This window comes from Brevibacillus fortis, assembly GCF_046196545.1.
GTDB classification, from domain to species: Bacteria; Bacillota; Bacilli; order Brevibacillales; family Brevibacillaceae; genus Brevibacillus; species Brevibacillus fortis_A.
In genome coordinates, this window is record NZ_CP176370.1 from 1,787,033 (window position 1) to 1,802,712 (window position 15,680).

General features: G+C 48.6%; 14 protein-coding genes. 11 read left to right on the forward strand and 3 right to left on the reverse strand.

All coding sequences use genetic code 11. The features are described from left to right. Positions 1-14 precede the first annotated feature (14 nt). From ACKKE8_RS09390 to ACKKE8_RS09405, 4 genes are read left to right on the forward strand one after another with little or no spacing between them, the layout of a single operon-like run. The gene (locus tag ACKKE8_RS09390) at positions 15-1,553 is read left to right on the forward strand and encodes a spore germination protein (protein ID WP_409177936.1); all 1,539 of its coding nucleotides are present in this window, start codon (positions 15-17) and stop codon (positions 1,551-1,553) included. After that, the gene (locus tag ACKKE8_RS09395) at positions 1,550-2,710 is read left to right on the forward strand and encodes an endospore germination permease (protein ID WP_409177937.1); all 1,161 of its coding nucleotides are present in this window, start codon (positions 1,550-1,552) and stop codon (positions 2,708-2,710) included. Before ACKKE8_RS09390 ends, ACKKE8_RS09395 begins: the two co-directional genes overlap by 4 nt. Next, positions 2,703-3,839, forward strand: a complete 1,137-nt coding sequence (locus tag ACKKE8_RS09400; RefSeq protein WP_409177938.1) for a Ger(x)C family spore germination protein — start codon at positions 2,703-2,705, stop codon at positions 3,837-3,839. Before ACKKE8_RS09395 ends, ACKKE8_RS09400 begins: the two co-directional genes overlap by 8 nt. Positions 3,840-3,852: 13 nt before the next feature. Further along, a complete protein-coding gene (locus ACKKE8_RS09405; protein ID WP_409177939.1) occupies positions 3,853-4,983 on the forward strand; it encodes an endospore germination permease in 1,131 nt (376 codons plus the stop codon). A gap of 51 nt (positions 4,984-5,034) precedes the next feature. On the opposite strand, the gene sspI is transcribed toward ACKKE8_RS09405, so the two are convergent. Then, complete coding sequence (gene sspI / locus ACKKE8_RS09410) at positions 5,035-5,274, reverse strand: small acid-soluble spore protein SspI (RefSeq protein WP_409177940.1); 240 nt, start codon at positions 5,272-5,274, stop codon at positions 5,035-5,037. A gap of 170 nt (positions 5,275-5,444) precedes the next feature. Here sspI and ACKKE8_RS09415 point away from each other — a divergent pair, with 170 nt between their 5' ends. Together ACKKE8_RS09415 and ACKKE8_RS09420 are read left to right on the forward strand one after the other, a co-directional pair. Further along, positions 5,445-6,098 carry a potassium channel family protein gene (locus tag ACKKE8_RS09415; protein WP_409177941.1) on the forward strand — a complete coding sequence of 218 codons (654 nt, stop codon included), beginning with the start codon at positions 5,445-5,447 and terminating at the stop codon, positions 6,096-6,098. Between the two features lie 4 nt (positions 6,099-6,102). After that, positions 6,103-6,930, forward strand: coding sequence for a TrmH family RNA methyltransferase (locus ACKKE8_RS09420; RefSeq protein WP_409177942.1), 828 nt, complete (start codon positions 6,103-6,105; stop codon positions 6,928-6,930). Here the strand turns inward: ACKKE8_RS09420 and ACKKE8_RS09425 are convergent. After that, on the reverse strand, positions 6,927-7,646 hold the full coding sequence (locus ACKKE8_RS09425) for a DUF2225 domain-containing protein (RefSeq protein WP_409177943.1): 720 nt from the start codon (positions 7,644-7,646) through the stop codon (positions 6,927-6,929). The genes ACKKE8_RS09420 and ACKKE8_RS09425 overlap by 4 nt on opposite strands. Positions 7,647-8,102: 456 nt before the next feature. Between ACKKE8_RS09425 and pheS the strand changes: the two genes are divergently transcribed. From pheS to zapA, 3 genes are all read left to right on the forward strand, one after another. Beyond that, positions 8,103-9,137, forward strand: a complete 1,035-nt coding sequence (pheS, locus tag ACKKE8_RS09430; protein ID WP_007728518.1) for a phenylalanine--tRNA ligase subunit alpha — start codon at positions 8,103-8,105, stop codon at positions 9,135-9,137. A gap of 15 nt (positions 9,138-9,152) precedes the next feature. Beyond that, complete coding sequence (gene pheT / locus ACKKE8_RS09435) at positions 9,153-11,576, forward strand: phenylalanine--tRNA ligase subunit beta (protein ID WP_409177944.1); 2,424 nt, start codon at positions 9,153-9,155, stop codon at positions 11,574-11,576. A gap of 82 nt (positions 11,577-11,658) precedes the next feature. Beyond that, positions 11,659-11,934 (forward strand): cell division protein ZapA, encoded by a 276-nt coding sequence (gene zapA / locus ACKKE8_RS09440; protein ID WP_007728510.1) that lies wholly within the window; start codon positions 11,659-11,661, stop codon positions 11,932-11,934. 94 nt (positions 11,935-12,028) lie between these two features. Here the strand turns inward: zapA and ACKKE8_RS09445 are convergent, their stop codons facing one another. After that, the gene (locus tag ACKKE8_RS09445) at positions 12,029-12,403 is read right to left on the reverse strand and encodes a phage holin family protein (RefSeq protein WP_409177945.1); all 375 of its coding nucleotides are present in this window, start codon (positions 12,401-12,403) and stop codon (positions 12,029-12,031) included. A 243-nt stretch (positions 12,404-12,646) separates the two neighbouring features. Between ACKKE8_RS09445 and ACKKE8_RS09450 the strand changes: the two genes are divergently transcribed. Continuing rightward, the gene (locus ACKKE8_RS09450) at positions 12,647-15,004 is read left to right on the forward strand and encodes an endonuclease MutS2 (RefSeq protein ID WP_409177946.1); all 2,358 of its coding nucleotides are present in this window, start codon (positions 12,647-12,649) and stop codon (positions 15,002-15,004) included. A 17-nt stretch (positions 15,005-15,021) separates the two neighbouring features. After that, positions 15,022-15,432, forward strand: coding sequence for a DUF350 domain-containing protein (locus tag ACKKE8_RS09455; protein WP_007728502.1), 411 nt, complete (start codon positions 15,022-15,024; stop codon positions 15,430-15,432). The last annotated feature ends 248 nt before the right edge of the window (positions 15,433-15,680 follow it).

A 15,680-nucleotide genomic window follows, 5' to 3' on the forward strand; every position in this document is an offset into this window, starting at 1 on the left:
GAAGGGTGAGCAGGGTGAGCCAGTTTTTTCAAGCATGGCAAAAAAGAAAAGAAGCCCTCCAGTCAAAAGCGTTGGAGCAATACGCCAACAAGAGCATGGAAAGCGTCTCGGATGTTACGCTCACGACAAATGTGGAAGAAAACATCCAATTGATTCAAGCGCAGTTTGGAAAGTGTGATGATCTCGTCGTTCGCCGTTTTCAAACAAAGTCGAAGGCTCAAGCCGCTATCGTTTTTATAGATGGCATGGTGGATCGCAATGTCATCAGTGATTTTATTATTCGCTATATGACGACTCCCGATATCACCTATCATGATCCGGCGACAAATGAGCTGGATGTGACGGACAAACTGAGGCAGATCGTCCGAAATATTTTGTCTGGATGTGCGGTACTGATCATTGATGGGTGTCAAAATGCTTACTTGAATAACACGAGAGGTTGGGATAGGCGTTCAGTGGAAGAGCCTCAGACGGAATCAGTCGTACGTGGGCCACGCGATGGCTTTTGTGAGACATTGTGCGTGAATGCAGCGCTGATCCGCTTCCGCTTGAAGGACCCTAATCTCAGAGTGCGTCATATGGTTGTCGGCGAACGTACACAGACTGACATATACGTCATGTACATCGACGGCATTGCGTATCCCCCGATGGTGGAGGAAGTGATTGCGAGAATAGAGAGCGTTCATGTGGATTCTGTACTGGAAAGCGGGTATATCGAACAAATGATCCAGGATCGCAGATGGTCCCCATTCCCGCAGATTCAAAATACAGAACGTCCCGACAAAGTGGTGGCCAATCTATTGGAAGGAAAAGTAGGTATTCTGGTAGACGGTACGCCGTTCGGTTTAATTGCTCCTGCAGTATTTTCGCAGTTTTATCAGAGTCCCGAGGATTATTACGAGCGATTTTACATCGCGACCTTGATCCGTTTCATCCGGATTATCAGTATTAGCATCGCGCTGATGCTTCCCTCTCTTTACATCGCTTTTAGCTCGTTTCATCCGGAGATGATTCCTTCTCGTTTGGTCATTGCGATGGCGGCAGGACGATCTACCGTTCCATTTCCGTCTCTGATCGAAGCTCTGTTTATGGAGCTGGCCATCGAGATTTTGAGGGAAGCCAGCGTGAGGCTGCCTGGGCCCATAGGTCCGACAATCGGGATTGTTGGCGCACTCGTGGTAGGGGAAGCGGCGGTAACCGCCGGGCTTGTCAGTCCCGTTATGGTAATTATCGTGGCCGTGACGACAATCGGTTCATTCGCATCACCTAGCTATAGTGCAGCGATCGCCATTCGCATGCTCAGGTTTCCGGTTATGTTCCTGGCAGGGATGTTTGGACTATACGGTATTATGCTGTTTGTGATCGTCATCCTCATTCACTTGTCTTCTCTGAAATCGTTTGGAGTACCCTATATGTCCCCACTTAGTCCGCTCAATCTGGCGGGAATGAAGGACTTGTTCATACGGGTTCCTCATCATCTTATGAAAACAAGACCGATGATGTTTCATGTTCAAGATAAAACGCGAATGAGAGAGGAGGATAACCGGAAATGAGCCAGAGCGAGGGGCACAGCTGGCACCAGAATCTATCGATGTGGCAACAAATTTGTCTCATGACAAGTACCCTGATCGGTGTCGGCGTTTTGACCCTTCCTCGTACCACCAGCTCCAAATTATTCGAGGCAGGCTGGATCGCCCCCCTTGTTGGCTCAGCAGGTGCGTTTGTTTCCTTATGGTTAATAGTCAAATTGAGCAAGCGATACCCGGGGGAAACATTCATAGAATATAGTCACAAGGTATGGGGTTCGGCCAGTCGTCCTTGGGTGGGCAAAGTATTCAGCCTTCCTTGGATTAGTATCTATCTGGTATACCTGTATTTTTCCACGGCAGTCGTTTCGCGTGTATTTGGCGAAGTGGTTGTGACGTCCGTTCTTTTGCAGACTCCGTTGGAAGTAATGCTCATGACGATGTTTTTGCTAATTTTCTTTTTGTGCATGCATGAGGTGGAAGTGGTAGCCCGCGTGAACGAGCTATTGTTTCCTTTTATTATCTTGCCGCTGCTATTCATCGCGCTTGCGTCGTTCCAAAAAGCGGAATTCGGAAATCTCCTGCCCATCAATCATGTGTCGATTCGTTCGATGGCAGAGGGAGTCTACCAAGGGATCTATTCCTATTCCGGGTTTGAAATTATGTTCGTTTTTTTCGCCTATGCACAGAAAAACACGAACAAGGAGTTGGCGGGGTTTTACAGTCTTTTAATTGCCGCACTGCTTTACATGTTAATTGTTGTCGCTGGTATCTCGGTATTCGGATACGAAGAACTGCAGAGGGTGACGTGGCCGACGCTTGAATTGGTCAAGACGACGCAGGTGCCTGGATTTATATTGGAACGGTTGGAGTCGGCTTTTTTGGCGGTGTGGGTTTCGGCTGTTTTTACCACGGTAGCCAATGCGTATTACGTCGTCGTTTACTCACTGAGACAGTTGTTTCGAAAAGGAATTTGGTTTCAAAGAGTCATGGCTGCAGTCCTGCTCGTCCCTTTGTTCTACTTTTCCCTTATACCGCAAAACATCCGGGAGGTATTTCAAGTATCTTCGTTGTTGGGGTTGTCTAGCTTATTCATTAATTTGCTCATTCCTGTCGTTTACTGGGTAGTCATACTCATCCGTGACATGATGTCCAAACGGGAGAGAGGGAATGTCGATGGGTAAGTATCTGAGGTGCTTTATTCTGCTTTTCATCTGTATGTGCCTGTTGACAGGGTGTTGGGACAGGCGTGAATTGGAAGAACGGGCATCGGTATTGGCGATTGCGATCGATCAGGCAGAAGAGGATGAAAATCTGTATAAAATGACCGTCCAAATTCCGATTCCAATCAAAATCGCGGGTAGCAGCGGGCAGGGGGGAGGAAGCAATGCGGATGCAGTGAAAATCATGAGCGTCACGGGACGAACGGTAACAGATGCTTCCAACAACCTGCAAATGCGACTGAACCAACGATTGTTTCTCGGACATACACGCGTTCTGGCTTTGAGTGAGGAGGTGGCCAGGGAGGGGATACAAGACATCATGGACGGTTTTCGCCGCGAACCGCAAATACGGCGACTCTTGTGGCCGATTGTCGTAAAAGGCAAGGCGTCTACTCTGCTGGAAGTCAAGCCGGGGCTGGAACAAATTCCCGTCGTCTTCTTGATGGGGTTGATCGAGAATGGAATGAAATTAGGGAGAATCCCCGACCAAACGTTGGGTGACTATTTTAATCAGACCTCCAATGCAACCATGGAGCCGTTTCTTAATTATGTAGAGGCAAGTAAAAATGAGGTGAGCTGGAAGGGGGTTGCGGTGTTTCGGGGACACAAGATGGTGGGAAAACTGGATCGCGTGCAGTCGTGGACATTGATCAATCTGCGAAACGAAAAACCGGGTGGAGACATTGTTATTCCGTTGCCGAATACGAAAAATGGCTATGTGAGCTTTCGCCCGCACTTTGTAAAAACAAAGCTGAGGATTCATGGACAGGATGCCTTTTCCGCTACCTATCATTGCGAGCTTCAAGGGGATATTGTCGAACTTACAGAAGACTTGAAAATTCCTGCAGAGCAATTTATCGTTCAAATGCAGGCCCTTATCAAAAGAGAAATGGAAAACCGGGCCAAAAAGCTCTTGCTCCAATTGCAAAAGCATTACAATAGTGACATTTTGAAGCTGGGCCTTACACTTCGTGCGAAGCATTACCAAGAATACTGGGAGACTCATGATTGGAAGAAAGATTTCAGAGATTTTCCGGTTCGCGTCAAATACACCATCAAACTGCGTCGCCTTGGTATGGAAATGCAATAGGAGAGCGATCACTGTGGAAAATCAGCAACGCAATTTTGGTACCTGGCAGCTTACCAGCATTACGATCAATTCGATGATCGGAGTAGGGTTACTGTCCATCCCAAGAACATCAACCGTTCTTCTTCATCAAATGGGCTGGCTCGGTCTCCTTGTAGGTGTTTTGGTGGTATTTGTGGCGGTGGCGGCCATCGTGTATTTAGGCAACCAGTTTTCTGGCCTGACCTGTGTCGAATTTATGCCGCAGATTTTTGGTGCAGTGCCAGGTGGCGTATGTGTTTTTCTGTTCATTCTCTATCAGTTATTTAATGCGGGAATGGTAGCCAGATTGTTCGGGGAAGTTATCGTGACCTCGGTATTGTCTAATACTCCGCTGGAGGCAATTGTCGTCACTCTGCTCTTGCTAGTGGTGTTTCTTTGTTGTCATGAAATTGAAGCCGTTGCAAGGGTAAATGAGCTGCTGATTCCTTTTCTTCTTTTGCCCGCTGTCTTGATTCCTCTCGTCTCCTTTATGAACGCAGAGTGGAACAATCTATTACCACTTCATGTAGAGTCATGGAAACATGTAGTGAAAGCAGGTTTAGATACGTATTCGGTTTTCACTGGATATGAGCTGTTATTGGTTTATTTTGCTTTCTCTATCCCGGGAGCAAGGCTGGGAATGGCTAGTATCACAGGTGTGAGCGTTGTCTTTGTCGTTTATGTGATTACAGTCATTGCAGGGATCGCTGTATTTGGCTATGAAGAATTGCAGAGGATGGTTTGGCCTTCCCTTGAACTGGTGAAGGTTACACAGAGGGAAGGCTGGTTTTTGGAACGTTTTGAGTCAGCTTACCTCGCGATCTGGGTTTCTACAGTGTTTACGTCAATCGGGAATATGTTTTATGCGACGGTTTTTTCACTGCGGCGCTGGCTTCGCAAAGGCATTCGTTTTCAGCGAATCAGTGCTATCGTGATCCTAGGGCCGCTTTTTTACCTAATATTAGTGCCGCAAAATATAGTGGAGTTGTTTGCTTTTTCAAAGCTCCTGATAAAAATGGGATACATCGTGACCATCATCATTCCCGTCTTGCTGGCAATCACCCAATTCATACGCAATAAAATGAACAAAAGGGAGGCTGAAAACAAGGAACAGGGAGGGACTTAATAGCCCCTCCCTTCGTATTGCTTTCTTATGCTCTGTTCTTGACGATGTGGGTTAGATGATCGGTTTTTCTGCTTGCTCAGGCAAGTGCTCCGCGATGGTATTGATCATCGTCTGACGTGAGGAAGTATCACTGTTTTGCCACAGAACTTCAAACAATACGCCTAATCCTGGGAGAGTTTTCTCCTGACCGCTTGAGATCGCATCACTGATGGTTTCTTCGACTGCGTTTGGATCTGAGCCTTGCATTTTGTACATGATCGCTTGACGTAAATTGAGTGAGGCAATGTTCATGACCGTGGTTGCACCTCGCTTGTGAGAATGAATTCAAGCTATAGTATTTGTAAACCCCGAATCGTGCATACCATGCATGAGCAAAAAACGCACATAACCGTTTTGTAGCGTGTGTTTTGGTTGTGCTATAATGCTTGATATTGGAAAGGTCCGTAAAGGAGAAGATTAACATGTCGAAGCAATTTGCTATCATCGGTATGGGACGTTTTGGTTCCAGCGTGGCGAGAACGCTGTACGAGATGGATTATGAAGTCATGGGAATAGATGAGAACGAGGAGCGTATTAACGAAAACATTCAGTATGTGACGCATGCTGTAGCAGCGGATTCTACGGATGAACGCGCCTTGAAGGAAATCGGCATCCGCAATTTTGACGTAGTCGTTGTGGCGATTGGGGTCGATATTCAGGCGAGCATCCTGACGGTATTGACGCTGAAAGATTTGGGTGTCAAAAAGATCGTGGCAAAAGCACAGAATGAACGTCATGGACAAGTATTGTACAAGGTAGGAGCTGACCGTGTCGTATTCCCTGAGCGTGACATGGGGGTGCGGGTCGCCCACAATCTGATCTCCTCTAACGTTCTTGACTTTATTGAGCTGGCAGAGGACTACAGCGTGGCGGAGGTAGTCGTGTCGACCAAGCTGGTCGGTCAAAACTTGCGGCAACTGGATATTCGGAAAAAATACGAGGTCAACGTTATTGCCATCAAAAGCGGAGATAAATTCAACATCGCTCCTAGCCCGGATGAAGTCATCCAATACGGAGACGTGCTTGTGGTGATCGGGAACAACAAAGACTTACGCGAATTTGAGGAGCGGGCATAGGTTTATGACAAATGAAATCATTACTTCGGTACAAAACCCTCTGGTAAAGCGATTAAACCAGTTGCTCTCACGGAAAGGACGAGAAGAGCAGCAGCGTTTTCTCGTGGAAGGGGCGCATCTGGTAGAGGAGGCGTTAAAAAGCGGGGCGGAGGTAGTCACGGTTATTTACGATCAACAGCGTGATATGGACCCTGCCTGCCAACGTGCTCTGGCTAATCATCCGGAATCTGTTCAGGTCATTGCGGCATCAGAGGCAGTGCTGGCGAAGCTGTCCGAAACCAAGTCACCACAAGGAATTGTTGCCGAAGTGAAAAAAACAGCAGCCAATTGGGCAGAATGGGTAGATACGAAGAGAGAGGAACAAGACAGCTTGTTGCTTCTCTTTTTGGACGAAATACAAGACCCGGGCAACCTCGGCACGATTTTGCGTACAGCAGAAGCGGCAGCAGTCGATGGTGTCGTACTTGGGAGTGGCAGTGTCGATCTTTACAATGGAAAAGTGGTACGGGCCACAATGGGGGCACTGTTCCGCATCCCGGTCTTTACACAGTCGTTAGTCGAGACGGCAGATGAATGGAAGGCAAAGGGAGGGCGAGTTCTGATCTCTTCCTTGGAGCAAAACAGTGTTTCCTATGACGAGGCTGATTATGCTGGTCTGACGGCAATGGTCATCGGCAATGAAGGAAGAGGCGTCTCTCAAGAGATGTTTGCCAGGGCAGATCAATTCGTTCACATCCCGCTTTATGGCGGCGCAGAGTCATTGAATGCGGCAGTAGCGGCAGGAATTTTTGTATACGAGGCACAACGCAAAAGAAAAGATCGGCATGCTTAGCCGATCTTTTGCTCACTTTTTTTCTCTTTATACTCTTCGCGCGCGAGTTGCCATTGATCTTGCGCCATCCGGATAATGCCGCTCTCAATGGTGTGGTTGCGAAAAGCCAGTGCCTTGCCGAAATACTTGATGGCTAAGTCAAACTTTTCGAGTCTGCGGTAGAGCTCACCAATCAAGTATAGCAAGCGAACTTCGGTCATTTCTTTGTCGCCGCGTGTATAGTCGGAATGAATATACGATTGTTCATATTCTTCCACGGCCATATCGATAAAGCGCATTTCTTCCGCGACATTTTTCTGGAATCGATAAAGCCACGCGAGGCGCAAATACAGACCCGCTTTTACGGAATGGGGCTGATCCGTTAGTTCAGCTGCGTAAATGGCCAGCTTGTAGCTGACAATGGCTTCTGGTACATGACGAACCTTGCCAAAATCTTTTGGTTTCCATTTCGAGGAGATTTGTTCATCCACAATCTGCTTTTGCCAGGGGGCGAGCTTGTCCCGGAATTGATCCGTAAAGGCGAAGCCGCATTCAGGGCAGACATTGACGGTATATAAAATGGGATTTAAAGATTGCTCTTTAAAAGTGGTATAAAAATCGCTGTCGCGATGGAGCATCGTCAACGTGCCGCTTCTGATCCTTTTGGTCGAAAAGGTCGCTTGGCAATGGCGGCAGTTGCTTGTCTTATCGTAAAGGGCGGAAACATTGTCAATCATGTCAAAATCCCCTTTCGAATGGTAACACACGCATGGAAATGCTCATGCGGATATGTAACATTTGTAGAATTGAAAGTTCTCTCTTGTTGCGCTATAATTTTCCTACGTCTTAATTATACCGTAAAGCGATGACGGAGACTAGTACGCAGGACCTATCTGTTTTTCAGGGAGAAGATGTCACAGACTGCGAGCATCTTAAACACGATAGCTGCCGAATTCACTCCAAAGCCGCACTCTGAACCGCTTTTCGCGCAGTAGGAGCAGCCGGGTCATACCCGTTACCAATGATCTGAAGTGAGACAAATGTCTCTTTCCACTAGTGATATTGTCATGGATTTGTCACAGGGTGGAAGCGAATTGTCTAACAAGGGTGGTACCGCGAGAAAAAAGTAACTCGTCCCTTTTCTGGGGCGGGTTTTTCTTTTTTTTTATCAAATGAAAAAGGAGCGATTCGAAGTGCAAACTCGGTTGCAAGAAATGAAAGAGTCCGCACTGGGCCAAATCAGCCAAGTGACAGAAGCCGCACAACTTCAGGATTTGCGCGTCAAATACCTGGGGAAAAAGGGCGAGTTGACAGAACTCCTGCGCGGAATGGGCGGTCTGTCCCCAGAAGAGCGTCCAGTTGTCGGTCAGCTGGTAAATGAAGTAAGGGAAGCGCTGGAGGCAGCGTTCTCCGGCAAACAACAAGCATTTGAAGAAGCGGCTCTCTTTGCCAAGCTTTCTTCTCAAACGATCGATGTGACACTGCCAGGACGTCCAGTACCAGCAGGCACCATGCACCCACTCTCTCGGATCATTGAAGAGATCGAAGACATTTTCATCGGTTTGGGCTTCGAGGTGGCAGAAGGTCCTGAGGTAGAAATGGACCACTTCAACTTCGAGATGCTGAACCTGCCGAAAGATCACCCGGCACGCGATATGCAAGATACGTTCTACGTCACAGAAGAGCTACTGCTCCGTACGCAGACATCTCCTGTGCAAGCACGTACGATGCTGAAAAAAGAAGGCAAGACCCCACTCAAAATGATCTGCCCAGGTAAAGTGTATCGCCGCGATGATGACGATGCGACACACTCCCACCAATTCACGCAGATCGAGGGTCTCGTGATTGATAAAAAAATCGGGATGAGTGACTTGAAAGGTACTCTCTTGACGTTTGCCCGTCAAATGTTCGGGGAAAACCAACAAATTCGTCTGCGCCCAAGCTTCTTCCCGTTCACAGAGCCTTCCGTAGAAGTAGACCTGCAATGCTTCAACTGCGGCGGTCACGGTTGCCGTGTATGTAAGCAAACAGGCTGGATCGAGATTTTGGGTGCTGGTATGGTTCACCCGCGCGTACTGGAAATGGCCGGCTACAACCCTGAGGAAGTCAGCGGTTTTGCATTCGGTATGGGTGTAGAACGAATTGCGATGCTCAAATATGCGGTGGAGGACATCCGCCATTTTTATACCAACGACGTTCGTTTCCTGCGTCAGTTCAATCGAGGCTAGAGAGGAGAGGTAAAGATGAAGGTATCGTACCAATGGTTATCTGAATACGTCGATCTGAGTGGAACGACGCCCCAGGAGCTGGCTGAAAAGCTGACTCGCAGCGGGATTGAAGTAGACGCAGTTGAATCGCGCAACGCAGGTGTATCCGGTGTTGTGATCGGTTATGTAAAAGAACGCAGCAAGCACCCGGATGCAGACCGCCTCAACGTATGCGTTGTTGATGCAGGACAAGGAGAAGACCTGCAAATCGTTTGCGGAGCAGCGAACGTAGACAAGGGACAGAAGGTTCTCGTTGCCCTGATCGGTGCGAAGCTCCCAGGTGGTCTGAACATCAAGCGTTCCAAGCTGCGCGGTGTAGAATCCCAAGGGATGATCTGCTCGGCAAAAGAATTGGGCTTAAACGAAAAGCTTCTGGCAAAAGATCAACAAGAAGGCATTATGGTTCTGCCTGCGGATGCGGAAATCGGAATGGATGCTATTTCGTACCTCGGCTTGGATGACTATGTGCTGGAATTGGGATTGACACCGAACCGTTCGGATTGCTTGAGCATGCTGGGGGTTGCTTACGAGGTAGCCGCTATTTTGGGCAAAGAAGTGGTATTCCCGCAAATCGAGCTGACCGAAAATGGTGGCGACAACCCGATCCAAGTCAAGATCGAAGCGACGAATGAAAGCTATCAATACCACGGTCGTCACTTCACCAACGCCAAAATCGCGACATCTCCGCAATGGATGAAAAATCGCCTGATGGCAGCGGGAATTCGTCCGATCAACAACGTGGTAGACGTAACGAACTACGTCCTGCTCGAGTACGGTCAGCCGCTGCATGCTTTCGATGCGACACAGGTAGCTGATCGCTCTATTGTCGTTCGACTGGCAAACGAGGGTGAAAAGCTCGTGACACTGGACGATCAAGAGCGCACGCTGGATGAGCAAACCTTGCTGATTGCCGACCAGACCAAAGGTTTGGCGATCGCAGGTGTAATGGGTGGAGCTAACTCAGAAATTACAGGCGAGACGAGCGAAATCATTCTCGAAGCAGCTTGGTTCACGCCAAAAACAGTACGCCGTACAGCTCGTATGCTCGGCATGCGTACAGAAGGCTGCGTACGTTGGGAAAAAGGCGTTGACCAAGCACGTGTGCAGGAAGCGGGAGAGCGCGCTGCTGCTCTGATTCAGCAATTGTCTGGGGCAACGGTATCCAAAGGAATCAGCTCTGCTGTTGTAAGCGAAGCTACGCCTGCTGTTGTTTCCGTTACGCTTGCAAAAATCAATCAGCATCTCGGAACTGATATGTCGGCTGCTGACGTATCGCCGATTTTCGAGCGTCTGCAATTCCCGTATGAAGTAGCGGGCGACAAATGGACGGTAACCGTTCCAACAAGACGTGGCGACATTACGCTGCCAGAGGATTTGGTGGAAGAGGTTGCACGTCTGTACGGCTACGACAACATTCCGACCAGCTTGCCTTCTGGTTCGACCACACAAGGACAGTTGACAAAAGAACAGCAATTGCGCCGTACGATCCGTCATCATCTGATCGGTACTGGCATGAATGAAGCGATTTCCTATGCACTGGTTCATCCTGATCGTGTCGAGGCAGTAGCGGGTCTGCATCAGGAGAAAGTAAACCCTGTTGCGCTCATGATGCCAATGAGTGAAGACCATAGCGTTCTGCGCACGAGCTTGATTCCTAGCCTCTTGGAAACAGTCGCTTACAATAAAAACCGCCAAAACCACGATGTTGCGATTTTCGAATTGGGCCGTGTGTTCTTGACGAAAGAAGAAACACTCACGCAGCTTCCGGAAGAGCGTCTGTACGTAGCGGGTTCATTGACTGGACAACTGCTCACACAAAACTGGATGGGTGCTAAGCAGCCTGTTGATTTCTTCCAAACCAAAGGGATTGTGGAATCACTCTTCGCTCGTTTGGGTATTCAAGCTGCTGAATACAAAGCTGTACAGGACATCGCGGGTATGCACCCAGGACGTACCGCAGAAGTATGGGTAGGAGAAAAGCGTCTGGGCTATCTGGGGCAAGTTCATCCGGGCACAGAAAAAGCGTATGATCTGTCCGAAACGTACGTATTCCAGTTTGATGTAACTACTTTGATTGATGTATCTGCCGAGGTAGGACATTACAATCAGTTGCCGAAGTCCCCAGCGGTTACGCGTGACTTGGCTCTCGTTGTGGATCGCAGTGTAGCTGCTGGTGCATTGGAAGCAACGATTCGTGAAGCGGCAGGCGAGCTGCTCGAGTCCGTAACCCTGTTCGATGTATACATGGGTGAGCGTATTGCCCAAGATAAGAAGAGCATGGCATTTGCCCTCGTATTCCGTCACGCAGAGCGTACCTTGCAGGACGAAGAGATTCAACAAGTGACTACTGCTGTCATCGAAGCCTTGAAAAACAACACAGGCGCTGAACTGCGCATGTAAGATTGCTTGACGAAATCTGACATTTTCAGTAACCTAAAAAAGGATAAAGTAGAGCAAAGGTCGCAGTAGGGAGGTACCTCTCGTGCAAGGTGATGGGAAAAATCGTTTGACGGTGGACATCTTTGGCCAACAATACCGGCTCAGTGGCAAGGCAAGTGTCAATCACATACGCATGGTGGCCGGTTTCGTTGATGACAAGATGAACGAAATCGCAAACGGCAACCATCGACTGGATACTGCCAAAATTGCCGTACTTTCTGCAGTCAATATCGCGGATGAATACTTCCGTTTGCGTCAGGAGTACGAAGAACTGCTGAAAATCATTCAGGAAGAGGCAAAGGCTAAACCGATAGATTAAGGAAAAGAGGGGCGGAATGCCTCTCTTTTCACGTTTTGGAAAAATGAGAAGAGCCACCCCGTTTTTAATGGGATGGCTCTTTGTTGCATTTAACCTATGTCTCCTGCTTGTTCCCGGCATCTCCATTGCGTAAATCCATATGGGTTTTGATTGGGATAAACAAGTCGATAATCCCGATCACCAACGAAGCCAGAAGTGCACCAAGAATCGTTACGCGGAACCCAGAGACGATGAACTGAGTGAGATAAATCACGACGGCACTGACCAAGAAGCCGATAATACCACGATTGTACGGCGAAATTCGATCTCCAAAAATGGCTTCTACGGCCCAACCAATCAGTGCGATGACAACGGCCGCGAGCAGAGCTGTCCAAAAACTGCTAACCGAAAAGCCAGGGACCAGAAAGCCGACAAACATCAGGACTACGGCAGCGACGATAAAGCGGACGATATGGCGCATGATCGTCAAGTGTACTCCTCCTTTAGGGTTGTTTCACCTTTCATTTTCTCACGCAAAGAGTTGTACTATGCCAAACGAAAGCGTGTAAAATTATCCTTCACCGGTAGTGCCTGTCTGGTGCTATCCGTTGCCCAAGTTTTCTAAGCTCCGCTGCCATGCTATAATGGGGAGATCGTAATGATTGCCGGTATAGACCGTCGCTCCCGCCCGCACGGTACAACGGTCGCCGCTGGATAAAGAAGGAGGAGCACAGTGGAACAACGGGTTTTAAAGACATTAGAATACGATAAAATAGTCGCCCTGTTGATTGACAAGGCATCTTGCACATATGGAAAAGAAAAAGCATCAGAGCTGGTTCCTTTTTTACGCTTGGATGAAGTCATAACTGCTCAGCAAGGGACAGAACAAGCAGCAACCGTGTTACGCCTAAAAGGCAGCGTGCCTCTCGGCGGCATTCGCGATATCCGCGGTCCCGTACAGCGAGCCAGATTGAACGCCATGCTCGCCCCGATGGAATTGCTGGATATCGCCAGCACCGTTATGGCCGGACGCAGGCTCAAAACGTTTTTGCTCGATATGTGTGAGGATCACGAGCTGCCATTATTGCAACAACAGGCAGAGCGTATTGAGGGCCTACGCGAGTTGGAAACCGAAATTCGCCGCTGTGTTGATGAAAACGGCGATATTTTGGACAGCGCGAGCCTTGAATTGCGTCAGGTACGTCAGGAGATTAGACAGCTCGAGTCGCGCATTCGCGAAAAGCTCGATCAAATGACACGCTCGTCAACTTACCAAAAAATGTTGATGGAAAACATCGTTACGATTCGTGGTGATCGTTTCGTCATTCCGGTGAAGCAGGAGTATCGTTCTGTATTTGGCGGAATTGTTCATGATCAGTCGGCATCTGGGGCGACGCTCTTTATCGAACCGGAAGTGATCGTCGAGATGAACAACAAGCTTCGCGAGCTTCGCCTGCGCGAGGAGCGTGAAGTGGAGCGCATTCTGTATGTGCTGACGGAGCAGGTATCCTTTGCGGTAGAGGCTTTGATCGAGAACACAGAAGCACTGACAGAGCTCGATTTTATGTTTGCCAAGGCTCAGCTTGCCTGGAGCATGAAGGCGATCTGTCCACGCATCAATGATCGCGGATACGTAAACATGCGAAAAGCGCGTCATCCACTCATCCCACGAGAAGTTGTCGTTCCTGTAGATGTCGAGCTAGGTGGAGAGTATCAGGCGATTGTTGTGACAGGCCCGAATACAGGCGGAAAAACCGTTTCCCTCAAAACAATCGGACTGCTGTCCTTGATGACCATGGCAGGCTTGCATATCCCGGCAGAGGAAGAGAGCGAAATGACCGTATTCTCCTCCGTTTTTGCCGATATCGGGGATGAGCAATCCATCGAGCAGAGCCTATCTACATTCTCAAGCCATATGACCAATATTATTCAAATCTTGGCGAAAATGGACGACAAGAGCTTGGTTCTGTTTGACGAGCTAGGCGCAGGAACAGACCCGACAGAGGGTGCTGCTCTGGCCATGTCCATCATCGACCATGTGATTGATTCCGGTGCGAGATTGGTCGCAACGACTCACTACAGTGAATTGAAGGCGTATGCCTACGATAGACCCGAGGTCATCAACGCCAGCGTAGAATTTGATGTACAGACGCTGCGTCCTACTTACCGCTTGCTCATCGGGGTTCCGGGCAGATCCAACGCGTTTGCCATCGCAAGACGTCTGGGATTGCCGGAACACATTATTGATGTAGCGCGCGGCTCGATCAGTGAGGAAGACAATCAGGTCGAGAGCATGATCGCTTCGTTGGAGCGTAATCGCAAGTCGGCGGAAGCAGACAGAGTGGCGGCAAAAGCGGCACGCGAGGAAGCGGAAGAGCTGCGTAGACAGCTGGAAGATGAGCGGGCGCAATTTGCCGAAGAGAAAAACAAACGAATGGAGCGAGCAGAGGACGAAGCGCGAATTGCCGTCCAACTCGCAAAAGAAGAAGCGGAAACGATCATTCGCGAGCTGCGCGAGATGATGGCAGAAGGCATGGAAATCAAGGAGCATCGTCTCATCGATGCGAAGAAGCGTTTGGGCAATGCCGTCCTTGAGCTGGAGAAGGAAAAGGTGAAAAAGCCGGCGAAAGCAGTTCGTGCCACACAGATCAAGGTGGGCGACGAAGTAATGGTGACAAGCTTCGGACAAAAAGGAACCGTGCTGGAAAAGGTAAACAATGAAGAATTCCTCGTGCAGATCGGGATCATGAAAATGAAGGTGAAGCGCGATGATATGCATGTCCAAAACTCCATCCAGCAAAAACCGCAAGCGGCTCCGTACACCTCTGTGAAGCGTCGCAGTGACAATATTAAGATGGATCTCGACTTGCGCGGCTACAATGTCGAGGACAGCATTCGGGAAATTGATCAGTTTTTAGATGATGCGCTGTTGGCAGGCTTGCACTCGGTCTCCATTATTCATGGACACGGGACAGGGGTACTGCGCAAAGGCGTGCACGAGTATTTGAGAAGTCATCGTAATGTAAAATCCTTCCGCTTAGGTGGTCAAGGAGAAGGCGGCGTAGGTGCTACCATTGCCGAATTGAAATAAGAGGTCGGGAGGGACATATGGAAAGCCTTCTGCACAATCCATATTTTGCAACTGCAGCTTATTTTACTGTATCTGGACTGGCGATGGTTTTATTCTTAGCCATTTTTGAACTGGTGACGCGTTATCGTGTTTGGGAAGAATTGAAGCGCGGAAATATGGCAGTAGCAATGGCAACAGGTGGGAAAATTTTTGGGATCGCGAACATTTTCCGTTATTCCATTCAGGCGCATTTGTCTTTGGGCGAAGCGTTGATTTGGGCGACATTCGGATTTTTCCTGTTGTTGTCTGCTTACTTCATTTTTGAATTCATGACCCCGACATTTAATGTCGATCAGGAAATTGCCAAAGACAACAGGGCCATTGGTTTTATTGCGATGGTCCTGTCCATTGGTTTTTCGTATATCATAGGGGCATCCTTGCCTCGTTAGACGGGTTGAACGTTATTTCAAACGAGAGTATAATTTGATTTGGCGAAAGAGTACCAAACTATTCTGCCCAATCAAAGTCCTTTTTACGAAAAAGAGGACAAGCCAAGATTGTATGGGGGAGGAACAGCCTTGGAAACGTTGTACAAGGTCCTCATCGGATTGTGTGTGCTTTTTATCGCTGCAGGTGTTTACTACCTGTCCTAAAAAAATGCGCAAGTTGGCCGCGTGACTACCAAAGTCATACGGAC

What these genes read in the sequence shown, in the direction of transcription:
- ACKKE8_RS09395 (WP_409177937.1), top strand. Translation starts at nt 1,550, where the DNA reads ATGAGCCAGAGCGAGGGGCACAGCTGGCACCAGAATCTATCGATGTGG.
- ACKKE8_RS09400 (WP_409177938.1), top strand. Translation starts at nt 2,703, where the DNA reads ATGGGTAAGTATCTGAGGTGCTTTATTCTGCTTTTCATCTGTATGTGC.
- sspI (WP_409177940.1), bottom strand. Translation starts at nt 5,274, where the DNA reads ATGAACATTGCCTCACTCAATTTACGTCAAGCGATCATGTACAAAATG.
- ACKKE8_RS09415 (WP_409177941.1), top strand. Translation starts at nt 5,445, where the DNA reads ATGTCGAAGCAATTTGCTATCATCGGTATGGGACGTTTTGGTTCCAGC.
- ACKKE8_RS09420 (WP_409177942.1), top strand. Translation starts at nt 6,103, where the DNA reads ATGACAAATGAAATCATTACTTCGGTACAAAACCCTCTGGTAAAGCGA.
- ACKKE8_RS09425 (WP_409177943.1), bottom strand. Translation starts at nt 7,646, where the DNA reads ATGATTGACAATGTTTCCGCCCTTTACGATAAGACAAGCAACTGCCGC.
- pheT (WP_409177944.1), top strand. Translation starts at nt 9,153, where the DNA reads ATGAAGGTATCGTACCAATGGTTATCTGAATACGTCGATCTGAGTGGA.
- ACKKE8_RS09455 (WP_007728502.1), top strand. Translation starts at nt 15,022, where the DNA reads ATGGAAAGCCTTCTGCACAATCCATATTTTGCAACTGCAGCTTATTTT.